The following is a 17,592-nucleotide window of genomic DNA, read 5'->3' as shown; positions in this document are numbered from 1 at the left end:
GTTGGTCGCAGGAATTAAAGAAGAAAGCATCGAGTAAAAATCATTCCTCGTTTCGCCAAAAATACGCTGGTTATCAATTTGGTAAAACAAGATTAATCCAAGTACTATCAAAAACAAAAACCACACGATCCAATTACGAAATAATAATTTCATCTGGTAACGGGAGACTATTATAAGGTTAGCGAATGTCATAATAATAAATTCTTTAAAATTGCAATTTATACGTTTTGATATAAATTATAGCGATATATATAATTTCATTTTCTCCTATTGCATTAAAATAGTTAAATAATCGGAAACTCCACGAAACCGATTATTTTTATTATCAGATTACAATTACTGATAATTTTAATTCCATAGTAAAAAAGAAAGACCATCCAGTCCTTTTATCTTGCTGGAATCCCACAATTGTAACAACTATTTCATACCTTCCTGGTTTTAGACCTTTAACAGTCAAATGCTTTGTATTATTATCAAAAATTCCTTCTGTAACTTCTACACCTTCATTATTCGCTTCTATCGTAAAAATAAGATCCTTTAAAGAAAAACCAGAAACAGGAGTAAAACAAATTACCACTTCTTTCATTTCACCTTCATATAAACTAAAAGCTGTTGGGGAAGCTGTAGCATCAGGAGGTAGTGGAGCTTGCGCTTTAGCACCAAAACACAACAAAAACAAACTAATAACTATTAGAACAATTTTATTTTTCATAATGATAGATTTTAATGTTAGTAATATTAGTTGTGGAGTTTATTTTAATCCTAATTTGATCCATAAAATTATTCTGTTATTTAAAAAATCAACAATAATTTTTATTATCAAAATACTAATTTTAGCAAATATATATAAAAACAACAATAATGCAATTTTTTAAGAACAATTTTTAAAATCAGCAATTTATGGCCACTTACGAATTTTTAATTGATGATTAAAGTACAATACCTAATAAAATAGTCGTATCAAAAATCAATTATACCATCTCTTAATTTACAATCTACAATCATTTCCATTTGTTATTCCCAAGATTATTTCCGAGATTTGTTCGGGTGCAAACCTCACGTGTAAGGAATAATTTAGAATAATAATGCTAAAGCTGTTTTTCGAGTATCTGGCGACCAGGCGATACAAAGAGAATGATTTGTCGGACATTACGTGGGCGTTATGTAATGCCTGTCCGGATTTTAAACGGATCTTCATTCATTTCTTTTTTCCCGATTTGGAGACAGACCTGATCGAATACTTCGAGAGGGAGACAAGGGATGACGACGAGGGGGACAGTCGGGTCGATTTTTTAATCAGAATAAAAGGGGACGACAAACCCTTCTTAATCGAGGTTAAGATTGGAGACCGGAATCATCATTTCGGCCAATATGAAAAAGCATATCATGTGGGTAAAGAGAGACTCGGGTACATCACCAATTACTCGTTACATATGAGTGGGTATATGACCAAAACATGGGAGATGTTTTTCGATGAACTGGCCGAACAGATAAAATATATTCAGGAGGATGATTCCCTTAAACTTATTAACGGCTACTCTTCCTATCTTCAGAATGTTTGCGGCATAATAAAATTCAATAAAGCTATGAAATTAGACGGTATGTATTCTCTGTATCAGTTGATGGTTGAATTGAATAAATTAATCAACCGATCGGAAGAAGATTTTATATTAGACCTTTATTCCGATAAAAACGGGAACAGGAATGGAGTCCAGGGACTTTATTTCAGGATAGATTATACCACCGAAAAGATCGCCCCGACTTGGGCCTGGATCGGAATCTATTACAACAGGGAAAAACCGTTAATCTGTATCTCATTCTCAAAAGATGAAGGGTGGGGAAAACCTGTTTACGATATCCTATCCGAATCGGTAAAAGAAAACGGTATTTATGCCGCTTCTCCCTACAAGGAGGGTAACTCCTACTGGTTCGAACTATCGGCAAAAAAACACGAGGAATTCGAAACGCTCCCGTTGCAAGAACAACGGGAACTATTAAAAAATTTCATGGATGAAGTGATCAGGTATCCGCTAAAGGCATTTAAACAATAAATTCCTCACGGGCTTTCCTAATTTATTCCAAAATACCTTCAGGCATATGCATGGAGTAGTCCATCATTCCCCTGGCTTTGTAAAAGGTACTCGTTTCTGTCAGATGCAAGAAATAAATCCGGGGTCCGATACTACGGGAAGATTTCTCCAAAGACTTTTCCCATCCTAATTCAAATACGGTATTCATCACGTCGAAAACGCCCCCGTCACTTCCTGACAAACCAAACTTGCGAACGACCGCCGTTTCCGTCTCGTCTTTATAAGTAAGCGTTAAATAAGGCGCATTGTTCTCCACTGTAATTTCATAACTACCTTTTAAGACCGGTTCCCCTGCAGGTCCGTTAAAACTCTCTGCCTTATCAAACAGATAAAATTCATTTTTATCTTTCTTTACAAGGAATAAATTCGTCTCGGATTTAAAAACCGGAAGATCACTTTTAACCAACACAAACCCTAAATAAATATCCGTTACTTTTATTTTCAATTTTACCGTCTCTCCCGCTCCATTATCCCTTATAGATAGAATCGTTTCACCCTTTTTTTTCGCTTGAATTAAAAGATTATCCGTATTTAAACCGATAGAAGCATCCAGTAATTGCGGATTTTCCACATCGATCGTATAATCTCCGCTACCGTCCACAAAAGAAATACTCTCTCTCATCCCCATCCGGACTTCATAAAAAAGATCGGGGAATCTTATGGGATAAATCTCTTCCGTTTCTTTATTTCCGCTACACCCCCAAAAACAACCCGCCAACAAAAGCATTAAAAATACATTTATCAAACCAATCCGTTTCATAATAAAACCTTCTAAAAACAGCCAACCAAGTTTCATTTCAATGTTAAAATAGGTACTACCGATAAGTTTGACAAATATAGAAGTTATACATCGAAACGACACTTTTTTATATTAAAATCCTTATTTTTTTATATATAAAATCGCATTAAAAGTAAAATCGTCTTTTCCGTTTTGTATCTTTTACATGCAAAGTAATCCGCCTTTTTTAAGGTTCTTCTCTTTTTTACCAACTTCGCCGTAGATCATTCGTGCCAGTCGCAGAACGGACCTATCAGCCTTTTATACATCTTGGTTTTTCAACCGGATAAAAGAAAGACACGCACTTGTTCCCGGTCCGTATAACCCTAAAATGATAAGTAGGGTAAACCTGCACCCCGCCTGAGTAGATTGTATCGTCTTTCGGACAAAAAATCCGGCTCCATGCCCGATAAACTTGCCCTTTCGAAAAACTCACTCCTGTTTACTGGAATATCGGATGAAGAATACACGATCAAAGAGCGAAAAATAAAAAGCCTCCAAAGGATCGACTATCTCTATTTCAATAAACAATAAAGTTGCTATTAGTATAAAAAAGAGTCCGGAAAGTAAATTTCCGGACAACTCTATTAAAACCTAAATACAAACATTAAAAGAATCAATTATAAGTAAAATTGGCTAAATTGCCATACTTGTAAATAGCATGGACTACCTTACCTAAATTATCCACACTATGCAATACTTTCACTTCCCGGCCAAGTAGCTGGTCGGCCACATCAAAAATAACGAATCTACCGTTTTCAAGAGCAACACCTAAATGCTGGCATGTCTTATCGGCACACAGAGAAACAATTCGTTCCCCTTCAAAATCTTTATAAAGGTTGGTCTTATTCGTTGCCAGATCGAGATAATAAAGTTGATCGGAATTAGCCCCGGTTGTAAAGAAAATATAAGGACGCCTCCTGAGTAAAAAATAAAGACTTTGTTCGTTAAATAATCCATTCCCCGTGATTCTCGGTTCCTCTATCTTCATGACTTCGAGCCCTCCCCCCACTATATACTGGATCATATATTGCTGGAGCTTGTATTGATTTTGAGGGTCTTTAAAAATAGAGACAAACTCGCAAGACTGTTGGCCCTCCAAATAAGCTCCCGTGTAAACCATCTTGTTCTCTCCGATATTATTCAACGGGATTGCTCCTTCCGGATAGTTTTTACAATACAGATCCGTTAGTTTACCCGCGAGACTGTTATTTCGCATAAGCGAACCGACAAGTCGATTGTTCGTCTCATCAAACAAAACGGTAAATTCGGCCCTCGACTCTGCCACGGAAACCAAAGCTCCGATTTTCAACTCTTTACCGTTATCCGCTAAAGGAAGAGTACTGTAACGATTGGTATGCAAACTGTTAGGATTGGCTTTACGGCTAAATACCCGGCCGTCCTCGTTCAGTATATAATTAATATATCCGGCATAAGAAGCATCCACCGGAGCAAAATTTTCCGGCAAGCTCTCCCCGATAAATTCCTGTTGGGTCGTCACCTTTTTCTGTAAACTTCTTCCATCTATCTCTACGCATCCCAACCCTCCGCGCTGAATAACGAGGACTTCAGAAATACCGCGACTCGTGGTATAATGTTCCACCATTCTTAAGGGAGTAGAACCTAACCCCTCTCCATTCAACTTCTGATAAAAATCGACATAATCGGTGTATACTCCGCCTTTTTCTTGGATATAGCAATATTCCGATTTCCCGTTCCTGTCATATAATACCATCCACCCCGTCTCGTAAGGAGTAACCTGATCGACACTAAAATTAACAATATATTGGCAATTCGTCAGGGTATCGACAACACGAAACTCACCGTAAGTTTCTCCTAATTCAGGCCAGGAAGCATTACAATTCCGAGAAGTGGAAATCAGCTCCGATGCCAGATACCATTCATACTTAAAGTAAGCGGTATCCTTGGGATTTTTAAACGTTATCTCGGGTTCTATCACGATAGGATCCCCCATGATCAGGTTGGGAAAATATTTCTTAGGTAACTTAACCGTCACCTCGTTGATATTTTTATAATCATAATTTCCCTTATCATCGTAACAGGATTGTAGAAATAAAACTCCTATAATCCAATAGAACATAAATTTAATTTTCATAGACCAACATTTTAAAGTTTAACCAATAACAGGTACGCTCATGTTATTCCCATCTTCATCGACGACAGGAGTTCCGGCTTCCTCCATCTCCAGCAAATAGTATTTGAATGAACGGGACAAGTACCATATATCGTCGGACGATAGATCACTCAAATCCCCTACCCCGGTCACTTTCATAAATAACCGGAATTTCTTTTCGGTATAGACACCAAGATAACTGTCTACGATTTCCTGACTCCACCATTCCGGTGGAGCGATAATGTCGCTAAAGCGAATGATATTTCGCGTGTACTCATACTGTCCGGGAGAAAACAGAGCATTCTTTTCGATTCTCAACACGAGTCGTACACTCTTTTCCCTTAAATCAGGAGCATTATTGATTTTAAAATACACCGTATCGACAACTCGATTGGCCCGGAGAAGAAATTTCTCCGGAAAAGAGTAATGCTTGGTTTCAACCGTACTGTTTTTCGTGTCTACCGATAACTTAAATTCCCGGTCATAATTCGTTGTATTTCCTATCAACTTAATTCCGACGGGAACAGTCAAAGAGGTTGAATCCGGATAATAGAAAAAAGAGTAAGTTATCGAATCCGCGTAACTCTTTTCAAAGAAAAGGTATTGCCGAGTAGTATTAAAAGCCTCTATCTCATCCTTCGAGCAAGCTCCGATCAATAATATTCCGATGATATAAAAAATATATTTTCTCATAATGTCTATGTTTTAGTGAATAGTTTCGATATCCGGTAAAGGAAGTATAAACTTGTTCCCCATCTGAATCTGTTTTTTACCATCCAAAACAGGACGATTCAGACGTTTATACATAAAAAACAACTGCCCTTCCCCTATAAAATCCTTTCGGGCATCATACACAAGTTCATCCATAAAAGTAGACTCCGTCACGGTATATGGAATATCCGTCTTACATCCCCGGGCCAAACGTAACTCATTCAACAAATCGACGGCTTGCTTTTTATCCGTATCCACCAAACATTCACACATGATATAATAGATCTCACTCAATCGGATATAAGGAATAATCGGTCCCTGGTAACTGTTCACGTTATTTATTTTTTCGTCCGCCCGCATGTATTTCAAAGCTTCCTGATGCCCTTTGTTATTAGGTGTGATCAAATAAACCAACCGATAGTCGTCTTCGTTCCCCTCGAACATCTCCTCTATATTTTTCAAAGGCATCTCTCCTCGTTTGTTGTAATACTCCTCATACAGATCCAACAATTTTGAATTATACAATCCTAAAATAATCCCGTCATACAATTTTCTGGAACGTTTCAGGATAGAACTTGTGATATCATTAGCCGGAGTCAGCCTCAAATGGTCGTAATAATTGTATTTCTGCACATAGGAGTCATATATGTAACGGGCATGCTTATAAGCATTCGTCTTATCCCCTGCATACAGGTATACCCTTGCCAATAGCGCATCGGCTGCATACAAATTAAAGCGGGTCCCTCTCAAACGAAAAAACATATCTTTATCCGTCATCAAATTGCCGGTAAGCCGCCCGGCAAGCCTCTCGAGATCCATATTCAAACTGTCGTGGGGAGCAACCAGTCTCCGGGCTTTCACCAAATCATCAATCACATGCCCGAGAAAATCGTCTATTGTCAGATAAGGTTCAGACGTCGAAGGATAAATCGTGAAATAGGGAATGTAATTCCCCGAAGGGTTCGTTGCCGGAGCGGGAGCAAATAACCGGAGCATGTCAAAATGAAGCATAGCCCTTACCCCCAGAGCCTCGCCTAAAATTAAGTCCCTCTCCTCTTCCCCCAATTCAAATTTACCCGGTTCTATATTATTGATATTGGCAATGATATTATTGCAGTTGGCTATCGCATTATACGTATTTAACCATATATCCGAGATAATAGTATTAACCGAGGCGTTTTCATAATCATATTCCATTGCTGCCTTATACTCGGTAGAAATAATAGGATCGTAATATTGTGAAATAGCACTCAGAAATCCCCAGCTAAGTTCACGTCCGTAAAGTTTCCCCTCCGCCAGATTAAGATAAATCCCGTTCAATGCATTTCGAAATCCTTGCGCCTCACTCAAGAGATAATCCGAATCGATCTCGTCTTCCGCATCCAACGAGAGCCAACTGTTACAAGAGTTTGCCCAAAAAAGGATCGTAAGTAAATATAAAATAGTATATCGTTTCATGGCCTATTAATCATTAAATTAGAAACTTGCATTCAAAGTAAAATTAAACGTCCGGGCAAAAGGATAGGAAAGCCCCCGTTCCCGCTTAATACTGGAGAAATGAGCTATATCCTTCATATTAAATTGCAAACGTAGCATACTGAATCCTATCTTTTTCAACAATTCAGGATTAAAATCGTATCCTATGGTCAACGAATTAAAGTCCAATGTATTGTTATTTTGACAGAAACGAGAGGTCGGGCGAGTTACCTTTTTATCCGCATCTTTTATCGTTTTGAACTTGGCAATATCACCCGGTTGCTTCCAACGATCGGTCAATACGCGTTTATCCGCGTTATTGCGAAAATCCACATTCTCCACGTTATCTACAAGAGTTTGGTTATAAGCCTGTCCTCCCAGTTCATACATGAAAGTAGCCGATAAGGTGAAACCTTTATATCGGGCGTTAATACCGAAAGCTCCTTGTACATCCGGTTCACTATCCCCGATAATCACCTGTTCCGAAGAGTTCCAATCGTAGGTCACCGCCCCATCCCTGTTCACGAGAATCTCATTACCGTCGGCCGGATTTATACCTAAAGACTTCATCCCCCAGATGGACGTCAACGACCCTCCTTCCGTGTATTTCATAAACGGTTTGGCGTACTTGGCATCTTTAGCCGTATTGGCATTCTTGTTATACTCATCAAAGTATTCGTCAACCCGGTCATTATACTCTTTCAACGAGTTGGAAATCTTCAATATTTTATTTTTATTATGTGCCAGATTGACAAAAGCAGAAAGGTATATGTCCCTTTCGTTAATGATATCCCCTTTAAGATCCAGCTCGATCCCCCTGTTCTGTACCTCTCCCATATTATCGGTATAGGTCGTAAAACCGGAAGAAGCGGGAATTGTAATGGAATTTACCATATCAACCGTTTTTTTGTTATACCATGATCCTACAAGCTTAACGCGATCGTTCAAGAGTCCGATATCGGCACCGATATTCAACGTATTTGTCGTTTCCCAACCGAGTTTTTCGTTACCCATGTATTTCATGTATACGCCGAATCCGGTTGAATACCATTTATCGTTGATCGTCTTATAGGTATGCTTGGCAGCATAGGGAGCAAAATTAACCTTTCCGGTCTGTCCGTAGGTAGCCCGGACTTTCAATTGACTGAAAATACTGTTCCCTTTCAAAAAATCGTAATTGTGGAAATTGATTCCGAATCCACCGGACCAAAAAGGAGCCGTCCGGTTATCGTTTCCGAACTCCGAAGAACCGTCGAACCTTCCGGAAAGATCGAAAAGGTAGATATCGTCATACGTGTAATTCAACGAGATAAAGGCGCCGAACAGGCGGGTATGACTTTCTGAAATCATCTTTTTATTCGCTTCTTCCGCCGCATAATTTACCGAATGAAGCTGGCCGGAAGGGAAGCCCCGGTAATGCTCCGATCCACTTTTGGTTTTAGTCTCGATAAAATTAACACCGGCAGAAAAATTCATATTGTGTTTTCCGATCATATTATTATAGCTGATCAACACGTTACCGTCCATCTTGGTCGTTTTCGTATCATCTATGTACAGATCTCCTCTTTTCCCGTAATCGGAAGAAGAGTAAGACATGTAAGTACTGGAAAGCGGGTCCGTAAATTTCTCGTGTTCACTATAATATTGAGATAAGCTGAGCTGACCTTTGACAAGCAACTGATCCATGACGTACCAATTAATATTCAAATTATCCGTCAATTCGTTATAATTACTCTTATCGTAATTATGCAGATGTGCTTCATACATAGGATTCAACCGTTGCAACGTTCCGATGGAACTATTCCAGCTCTGGGTAGTCTGCATATAACTGCCATCTTCATTTTTATAATAATCGTAAGGATTTTTCTTCGTGTAATCGGAAAAACTGCCGTAAGGAGATTCGCAGGAACTCATCTTATCGTAAGTAACCATGTTTCGTATCTGGATCTTTTTGAAACGATAATCCAAATAAAAATCACCGCCATAAGTATTTCGATACGACTTTTTCATTACTCCGTTTTGACCGTTATAACGAAGGGATATTCCGTAACGGATCTCGTTAGTTCCTCCTTCCACGTAAAGAGAGTGCTTATGGTTGAATTGAGTGGTCAACGGCAAAGAGAGCCAATACGTATCCACTCCCTTGATGATATTATTCAATTTGGCGTGATACTCGGCATTTTTTTCCGCCTGCTCTTTATCATCTTTCCCTTCAAATAACCCGGCTAAAACTTCCGTCTCCAACTTCTCCCGGGCATTCATTAAATTATAATCGGACAGATCGGGAGTTGTGATGGCACCTGTAAAGGTATAGGATACCTGTAACTCTCCCGGCTTGGGTGCTACCGACTCGATAACAATTACACCGTTAGCCGCTCTTGATCCATAAATCGCCGTAGCTGCCGCATCTTTCAAAATATTGATACTCTGTATCCGGTTCGGGTCCAGATCGTAAATTTTCTCTATTTTGACCTCATATCCGTCTAAAATAAAAACCGGGTTATTCGGATTATTCTCCAACGAAGTCCGGGAAACATCTCCCTTATCCAATTCTTTCACACCGATCCCCGAACGACCGCGCACGTAAAACTCCGGTAACGTGTTGGGATCGGACCCCATCTCGTTATTCCTTACGATACGTAGAGAGGGATCATATACCTGCAATACGTCGATTACATTCGTAGGAGATACTTTTAATATATCATCTTTCTCCACCCGGGTCGAAGCTCCCGTAAAACTGGACTTTTTAACATTGGAATAACCGGTAACCACCACGTCCTGCAAATTTTCTTTCTTCTCGTTCAGAGTCACTTTTATCTCTTTCTGATCGGTAATCTTCACCTCCCGCGTCTCGTAACCCAAAAAGCTGACAACCAGCACTAATTCTTTGACATCGGGAATTTTCAATTCAAATTTTCCCTCCGTATCCGCAGCGATCCCTACCCGAGTCCCTTTGATAACAATAGTGGTACCCGGCAACGGGATTCCCGCCTCATCCATAACAATTCCGGTAATCTTCCGTTCGATCAAAGTCTTATTCTTTTCTTTTACTTTGATAACCACGGTACTATCTACAAATTGATAGGTAAAATCGGTCTTCTCCAAACAAAGTTCAAGTACTTGTTTAAAAGGTTTATTATCCGCCTTTACGGTTATACGGGGAGCCTTGTTGACAAGCTCCAGATTATAGAGGAATTCATATCCCGTTTTGCTTTTCAAATCCTTAATCACATTAACAAGCGTCTCATTTTTAAAGTCAACGCTGATAATTTTATCCGGAGTCTGCTTTCCTGATCCCGCGAAAGCAAGCGGCATATAGCATAAGGTAAATGTAAATAACAGATACCATCGCAATTTGTTGTAAACGTTTTGTTTCATAAATTACAGTTTGACAATGTTTTAGATATTAGTTCTAAAAATTAACACGTGAAAATTTTTACATACTATTCTTTTAAACGGTTAAACATAAACACATAACTTCCCCTCTTACCGGATTTATCATCCGATAATAAATGATTTGGATTAAAAATTATTGAGTCATTTACGTGCCGCTTCAGATTGATATCAAGATACAAAAACAGCACTTTATACGCGTATCATTCTTTTGCTATCACAATTATTTCATCATTTTCAAGTTCAAATCTTACATGAGTCGTTAGCTCTATCACGTTACATACGTCTTTAATATTCCCATACTTAGGCACACTTCCGACAAAATGATAGCTCTTTGCTTTCTCATCTCGGAATTTCGCTCCTACGCCATACCACCTGGATAACTTCTTCATGATATTTTCCAAACTCTCCCCGTCAAAATAAAAACGGTCCTTCATCCATGTCGCGTAATAATTCACATCGACCTTTCTGACCGAGACCTTTCCCTCCTTCACGAGAGCCTGCTCCCCGGGAATCAGTATGCGCCGCACCTCGTCATGTCGCATTTCGATCTTCCCCCTAACCAACGTGGTATGGGAATAATTGTCTTCGCTATAATCCATTATATTAAAAGCCGTTCCCAATACCCGGATCATATAATCTTTTGTTTTTACAATAAAAGGCTTCTCCTTATTCTCGGCAACATCGAAAAAAGCCTCTCCATCTAAGTATACTTCCCGAACCGAATCGGAAAAAAGCACAGGATATTTCAAGGAAGAAGAAGAGTTTAACCAAACCCGGGTTCCGTCAGAAAGAGTAACATCGTATTCTCCCCGGACGGGAACCACCAATGTATTATAGATTTTCTCCACACTATCCCCCACTTGGGAAACATAAGCAATTCCATTGTTATTTTGGGTAAAAATGCGAGTTCCGTTACTTTCCGTTATATCAAGCGTATCTTGAGTGAGAACGACAGGTGTTCCGTCAGACGTGTAAAGGATCGCTTTTTTCTCTCCGGGAGAGATTGACATTAAAGCCGGAATTGAATTTTTAGAAACACGATTCGAATCTACGTGTAGAAAATAGAGGCAACATCCCAAAACAGGCAGTATAAATAGGGCTGCATAGGTTATAAAACGAATCCGTCGTCTTCGTCGGACAACCTCCTGAACTTTTCGATTCATCTTCGCCCAGTATTCCGGTCTTTGCAATTTTTTCATCTCGGCCCAGTCTCGAAGAAGCTGTTCGTTTATATTTTTCTGTTCATTCATCATAATTCGATCCGGTTTTCTATAATAAGAACAAGTAAGGTTTAAAATCTACCTAGTCTATTTTCAACTTTTTTTGCAGCATGTTAAGATTTAACATTTCGGAAGAAAATAAGCAGGAGTAACAACTGCTTTCGCAAATGCTTAAAAGCAGTAGACATATGAGCTTTAACCGTATGATAAGATATATTTAATTGCACAGCAACATCCTCATAACGTTGTTGTTGCAAATAAACACGGGTAAATATATCCTTACATTTATCAGGTAAAGCCTCTATGGCCTCATCAAGCTGTTCCAATTGCTTCATATGATCGATCTCTTCCTGAATCTCTTTATCGGGTATTTGATCTTGCTCAGAAGATATAGGAATATATTTATTCAAAGAAGAGTGAAGGTAATTTAAGGAGGCATTTTTCACACATGTAAATAAAAAAGAAGGAGAAGCCTGTCCTAAACGTCCGGATTCAAACAAACGCAAAAACACATCCTGAACGATATCCTCTGCAGACTCGGAATTTTTTATCAAGTTTCTGGAATAGAGCACCAAATGACTAAAATAACGTTTAAACAGCTCTTCCAATACTAATATTTGATCCTTTTCCACCGGTTTGGTATTACTCTCTCTTTGATCGTTCCTGATCAAAATTCAATTTATACACGGACGTGGAACTATTAACTCACTCACAAGGATATTCTTCACATCTAAATTAAAAAAATAGTTTTCACCTTCTGAATTAAATTAAACGCCCTTTTATTATTAGTTATCACCATCCATAACACAAGACTAAGCAAATGTATAATTTCTTCTGAGACGAACAAAAACTCCCCCGAAAATTAAGTTTTGAGAATTCTCTGCCTACAGTCGAACAGGATCGTTATTGGCTTAATACATAAAACAAAAGAGGAAACCGGATAGGTATATCAAAAAAATAGCCTGATAGCATATGGTCTATCAGGCTATTTAGTACCCAGAACAGGACTCGAACCTGCACAGCCGTACGGCCACTAGTCCCTGAAACTAGCGTGTCTACCAATTCCACCATCTGGGCATAAAACGAAGAACTCGTTTAGGAAAAAAAACCTTGCAACTCACCTGCTGCAAGGCCTTCCGTTCATGTTGTCCAACCAGGATTCGAACCTGGACTGACAGAACCAAAATCTGCTGTGCTACCGTTACACAATTGGACAATCTTTTTCTTATCGCAACGTTATTTTCCGTTTTTGACGCTGCAAATGTAGAACATTTTTCTATTTCCCACAAAGAAAATGCGGAAAAATTCAAACAAAATAGTTATTTTCGTGCTGCCAAATGGATACATTTTTGGTCACCTGATTGAATATTAACGCGTAATAATAAATTCATAACACGAAAAAAGCATGTGCAAAATTAAAAATCACCCTACATTAAGTTATAACGTAATTAATAATGTGACCGGCTGGGTAGCGTTCTTAATTGCCAGCACAACTTACTTGCTCACGATAGAGCCGACGGCCAGCCTTTGGGACTGCGGGGAGTTTATCACGACCTCTGTCGGTTTACAGGTAGGTCACCCTCCCGGAGCGCCTTTATTCATGATTATATCGAGGCTATTTGCCATTTTTGCTCCGAGCCCGGAAACACAGGCGATTATGATCAACAGCATGTCGGCCCTGGCATCCGGATTTACAATACTATTTTTGTTCTGGACCATTTCACATTTAGCCAAAAAGTTGATTATCGGGAAGTCGGAAGAGTGTACCTTAGGACAAATGCTCGGTATTATGGGGGCAGCTTTCGTGGGAGCTTTGACTTACACTTATACGGATACATTCTGGTTCTCTGCCGTCGAGGGTGAAGTATACGCTCTTTCCTCTTTATTTACGGCCGTCGTGTTCTGGGCAATTTTAAAATGGGAGAATGTGGCGTTTCAGCCCTATGCCAATCGTTGGCTGGTCTTCATAGCATACATGATCGGACTATCCATCGGCGTGCACTTGTTAAACTTACTGGTTATTCCGGCCATTGTGTTTATCTACTATTTTAAAAAATACGAACCGACAAGAGCCGGAATCATCAAATCGGCAGCGATTTCCATCCTATTATTAGGAGTAATCATGTGGGGAATTATCCCGGGTGTTATCGTCGTAGCCGGATGGTTCGAACTCCTGTTTGTCAACGGAATGGGATTACCGTTTAACACGGGTGTGGCCGTTTATGCACTATTATTGGTTGCCGGATTGACTTATGGGACCTATTATACATTAAAACACAATCATACCGTATTCAACACGGCATTAACTTGTGTGATCGTCATGTTGATCGGATATTCGTCTTACGCGATGGTTGTTATCCGTTCCGTAAGCGATCCTCCTATCGATGAAAACAGCCCGGACAATGTATTTGCCTTGCAATCTTATCTGAACCGTGATCAATACGGACACGAACCACTACTGTACGGTCCTTATTTCAATGCCGTGCCCAAAGAGATGAAAGAAGGTAGTGCCGTTTATTACCAGAATAAGCACACGGGAAAATACGATGTGGTGGGCCACTCCTCCGAAATGGTATACGATGAACGCTTCTGTACCATTTTACCGCGCATGTGGAGTTCTTCACGACCGGAAGGAGCCTATACCCAGTGGTCCGGACCATTAGCCGGTCCTACCTATATGGTTGACAACAAAGCCGTCCGAATACCGAGCTTCTGGAACAATTTGAAATTCATGTTCCGCTATCAGTTGGGACATATGTACCTTCGCTATTTCATGTGGAATTTTTCGGGGCGCCAGAATGACATTCAGGGACACGGAGATTTCCGTTATGGGAACTGGATCACCGGTATTCCGTTTATAGATAATATTTTGGTCGGCGATCAAAGCCTGATGCCTGACTCGTTAAAAAACGACAAGGCACGTAATACCTATTATCTTCTACCCTTTATCCTGGGTCTATTGGGTATGTTTTATCAATACCAGAAGAACAAACAAGGGAAAAAAGATTTCTGGGTGGTTATGTTACTTTTCTTTTTCACGGGTATAGCCATCGTACTTTATTTGAATCAATACCCCGGACAACCGAGGGAACGGGACTACGCTTATGCCGGATCGTTCTATGCTTTTGCCATTTGGATCGGCTTCGGAGTACTCTACTTATGGGACTTGCTTCAACGAAAGATGAGTTCCCGAAATGCGGCTATCGCAGCTACACTCGTGTGCTTTTTTGCCGTTCCGGTAAACATGGCGGCAGAGAACTGGGATGATCACGATCGAAGCGGACGTTACGCCACCATCGCTCACGCTAAAAATTACCTGAGTACTTGTGCTCCCAACGCCATTTTGTTTACCTTCGGCGATAACGATACGTTCCCGCTATGGTATGCTCAGGAAGTGGAAGGATTCCGGAGGGACGTGCGTATTGTTAACCTGAGTCTGTTAGCCGGAGATTGGTATATCGACCAAATCAAGCGGAAAACTTACGAAACTCCCGGAGTTCCGATCTCTTTCACGAAAGATCAATATCATGCCGGAGTAAGGGATTTCGTCCTTCTCATGGACAAAATACAAAAACCCTTCGACCTAAGGGATGTCATGGCCTTTGTAGGCATAGACAAACCGGAAGCTAAAATAAACGTATACACGGGAGAAGCCGTAAACTATATTCCTACACGGAACGTTTATATCCCGGTGGACAAAGAGAAAGTTTTAGCCAACGGTACCGTTCGTCCGGAAGATGCCGACAAGATTGTCGACAGGGTTGAAATTCAACTCCCGAACACCAGTTCGTTGAATAAATCCCAATTAATGGTACTGGATATATTAGCCACGAATAATTGGGAACGTCCGGTCTATTTCGGAGTAGGAATGGGTAAAGACAGTTATTTAGGATTTGAAGACTACTTCCAGCTGGAAGGTGCAGCTTACCGGGTAGTGCCCATCAAAACCCAGACAAACGATTATTCTTATGACTTCGGACGAGTGAACAGTACGGTTCTGTACGACAACTTAATGAATAAATTCGTATGGGGAAACATCAAAGATCCGAAAGTGAACATCGACCACTTCCACGACAACACGATTGCCGTGATGAAGTATCGAAATACATTTTTAAGACTGGCTGACAAACTGATGGAAGAAGCACAAATATCGAGTGATTCGAACCAAATTGTACTGGATACGGCAAAAGTAAATGCAGCCGTGAGAGTATTGGATAAATCCTTGGAGGAGATTCCATTGTACCAGGTCCCCGCCGACAATTTCCTAATCAATTATATCTCTGTTTATTATATGGCAGGAGAAGAAGAGAAAGGAAACGAATTATCCAAGGCTTTAGTGTTAGATAACATTCAAAACCTTAGGTACATCTCTTCTCTTTCTCCAGCCCGAAGAGCCGCCGTTCAAGACGACGAGAGAAGAAGTATTCAGGTCGTTCAGGTATTACTGGATATGGCAACGAGGGCGGGACAAAGAGAGTACGTGGAAGAAATCCAACGTTTAGCGGAAGATATGTTTGCTCCCGCCGTTCCTCAACGACGGACAAAACCTTCTTTGGATTCCGTAAATGAAAATAACTAAATAAAAATATATATTGTCCGGAAAGACAAGGCAATCGATGCCGTCTTTTCGGGCAGTATTTTTGTATCAACTATAAACGATAAACAATGATCACGATTGACCATATCAAAGCACTGGCCGAAAGAGGTGAAGCATTGAGGAGGTATCTTTGACATCGATCAGAAAAGGGTACAACTCTCAGAAGAAGAATTAAGAACACAAGACCCCGCCTTATGGGGAAAACCGAAAGAAGCCGAAGCGTTAATGAAGCGGGTCCGGGAATTAAAATCTTGGATCGAGGGTTATGAAAAAACAAAAGCTTCCATAGAAGATTTGACGGTTCTTTACGATTTTGCGAAGGAAGGGGAAGCGACTGAAGAGGAGGTAGATAAACAATACGAAGAGACGGTTAAGATCATCGAAGATATCGAACTCCGCAATATGCTAAGAAAAGAGGAAGACCATTTCGGAGCCGTTTTGAAAATAAATTCCGGAGCCGGAGGTACGGAGAGTCAGGATTGGGCTTCCATGTTAATGCGTATGTACATTCGTTGGGCAGAAGACAACAAATACAAAGTTACGATTAGTAATTTGCAGGATGGCGATGAAGCCGGCATTAAAACCGTAACCATGCAAGTAGAGGGAGACTTTGCCTACGGTTATCTAAAAAGTGAGAATGGCGTACATCGTTTAGTTAGAGTTTCACCTTACAATGCCCAGGGTAAACGAATGACATCGTTCGCCTCTGTCTTTGTCACGCCTTTAGTAGATAACACGATAGAAATCGCAATTAACCCGGCGGACATCACGTGGGATACCTTCCGTTCGGGAGGTGCCGGTGGGCAGAATGTAAACAAAGTGGAGACGGGCGTTCGATTGCGTTACAACTACAAAGACCCGGATACCGGAGAAACCCAGGAGATCCTGATCGAGAACACGGAAACTCGCTCTCAATTGGACAACAGAGAAAATGCGATGCGTTTGTTACGTTCCATGTTGTATGATATGGAGTTGAAAAAACGAATGGCCGCACAAGAAAAAATAGAGAGTAGTAAAAAGAAAATAGAATGGGGATCTCAAATCCGAAGTTACGTGTTCGACGACCGTCGGGTCAAGGATCATCGTACCAATTATCAAACTTCAAACGTACAAGCAGTCATGGACGGAGATATCAGTGAGTTTATCAAAGCCTATCTGATGATGTTTGGAGGGGAGAATTGAAAAATAGA

13 protein-coding genes, 2 tRNA genes and 1 pseudogene are annotated in these 17,592 nt (G+C 40.2%); 5 read left to right on the top strand and 11 right to left on the bottom strand.

The features are described from left to right. Positions 1-192, bottom strand: a 192-nt coding sequence (locus PGR74_RS12955; protein ID WP_270517303.1) for a hypothetical protein, incomplete at its 3' end; no start/stop codon positions are given. Positions 193-325: 133 nt separating this feature from the next. Then, entirely contained in the window at positions 326-712 is a 387-nt protein-coding gene (locus PGR74_RS12950; protein WP_059025555.1) for a hypothetical protein, read from the bottom strand. 373 nt (positions 713-1,085) lie between these two features. On the opposite strand from PGR74_RS12950, the gene PGR74_RS12945 reads away from it, so the two are divergent. Then, positions 1,086-2,051, top strand: coding sequence for a hypothetical protein (locus PGR74_RS12945; RefSeq protein WP_270517302.1), 966 nt, complete (start codon positions 1,086-1,088; stop codon positions 2,049-2,051). A 22-nt stretch (positions 2,052-2,073) separates the two neighbouring features. Here the strand turns inward: PGR74_RS12945 and PGR74_RS12940 are convergent, their stop codons facing one another. Next, positions 2,074-2,850 carry a hypothetical protein gene (locus PGR74_RS12940; RefSeq protein ID WP_270517301.1) on the bottom strand — a complete coding sequence of 259 codons (777 nt, stop codon included), beginning with the start codon at positions 2,848-2,850 and terminating at the stop codon, positions 2,074-2,076. 241 nt (positions 2,851-3,091) lie between these two features. On the opposite strand from PGR74_RS12940, the pseudogene PGR74_RS12935 reads away from it, so the two are divergent. After that, a pseudogene (locus PGR74_RS12935) lies at positions 3,092-3,229 on the top strand (DUF1848 family protein); the annotation flags it as partial. A gap of 41 nt (positions 3,230-3,270) precedes the next feature. After that, positions 3,271-3,402 carry a hypothetical protein gene (locus tag PGR74_RS12930; RefSeq protein WP_262509248.1) on the top strand — a complete coding sequence of 44 codons (132 nt, stop codon included), beginning with the start codon at positions 3,271-3,273 and terminating at the stop codon, positions 3,400-3,402. Between the two features lie 82 nt (positions 3,403-3,484). On the opposite strand, the gene PGR74_RS12925 is transcribed toward PGR74_RS12930, so the two are convergent. The 8 genes from PGR74_RS12925 to PGR74_RS12890 form a co-directional block, all read right to left on the bottom strand. Beyond that, on the bottom strand, positions 3,485-4,984 hold the full coding sequence (locus tag PGR74_RS12925; protein WP_270517300.1) for a PKD-like family lipoprotein: 1,500 nt from the start codon (positions 4,982-4,984) through the stop codon (positions 3,485-3,487). Positions 4,985-5,002: 18 nt separating this feature from the next. Next, positions 5,003-5,695 carry a DUF4843 domain-containing protein gene (locus tag PGR74_RS12920; RefSeq protein ID WP_270517299.1) on the bottom strand — a complete coding sequence of 231 codons (693 nt, stop codon included), beginning with the start codon at positions 5,693-5,695 and terminating at the stop codon, positions 5,003-5,005. A 12-nt stretch (positions 5,696-5,707) separates the two neighbouring features. Continuing rightward, entirely contained in the window at positions 5,708-7,171 is a 1,464-nt protein-coding gene (locus PGR74_RS12915; protein ID WP_270517298.1) for a RagB/SusD family nutrient uptake outer membrane protein, read from the bottom strand. Positions 7,172-7,189: 18 nt separating this feature from the next. Further along, positions 7,190-10,567, bottom strand: coding sequence for a SusC/RagA family TonB-linked outer membrane protein (locus PGR74_RS12910; protein ID WP_270517297.1), 3,378 nt, complete (start codon positions 10,565-10,567; stop codon positions 7,190-7,192). 218 nt (positions 10,568-10,785) lie between these two features. Next, positions 10,786-11,838, bottom strand: a complete 1,053-nt coding sequence (locus PGR74_RS12905) for a FecR family protein (RefSeq protein WP_270517296.1) — start codon at positions 11,836-11,838, stop codon at positions 10,786-10,788. 80 nt (positions 11,839-11,918) lie between these two features. Beyond that, positions 11,919-12,437 (bottom strand): RNA polymerase sigma factor, encoded by a 519-nt coding sequence (locus tag PGR74_RS12900; RefSeq protein WP_160289129.1) that lies wholly within the window; start codon positions 12,435-12,437, stop codon positions 11,919-11,921. A 361-nt stretch (positions 12,438-12,798) separates the two neighbouring features. Then, positions 12,799-12,882 (bottom strand) — tRNA-Leu (locus tag PGR74_RS12895). Positions 12,883-12,950: 68 nt separating this feature from the next. Next, a tRNA-Gln gene (locus PGR74_RS12890) sits at positions 12,951-13,021 on the bottom strand. Positions 13,022-13,210: 189 nt separating this feature from the next. On the opposite strand from PGR74_RS12890, the gene PGR74_RS12885 reads away from it, so the two are divergent. Next, the gene (locus tag PGR74_RS12885; protein ID WP_270517295.1) at positions 13,211-16,384 is read left to right on the top strand and encodes a glycosyltransferase family 117 protein; all 3,174 of its coding nucleotides are present in this window, start codon (positions 13,211-13,213) and stop codon (positions 16,382-16,384) included. A gap of 86 nt (positions 16,385-16,470) precedes the next feature. Continuing rightward, positions 16,471-17,584, top strand: a protein-coding gene (gene prfB / locus PGR74_RS12880; RefSeq protein WP_110688856.1) for a peptide chain release factor 2 whose coding sequence is annotated in 2 segments (ribosomal slippage) — positions 16,471-16,533 and positions 16,535-17,584 — 1,113 coding nt in all. Because the reading frame shifts where the segments join, the coding sequence is not laid out codon by codon here. Positions 17,585-17,592 lie beyond the last annotated feature (8 nt).

The organism is Sanguibacteroides sp. AM78-02pH3A (genome assembly GCF_027666085.1).
GTDB lineage: Bacteria > Bacteroidota > Bacteroidia > Bacteroidales > Marinifilaceae > Gabonibacter > Gabonibacter massiliensis.
The sequence above is the reverse complement of the archived record's forward strand: the minus strand, read 5'-3'. Positions and strand labels throughout refer to the sequence as shown.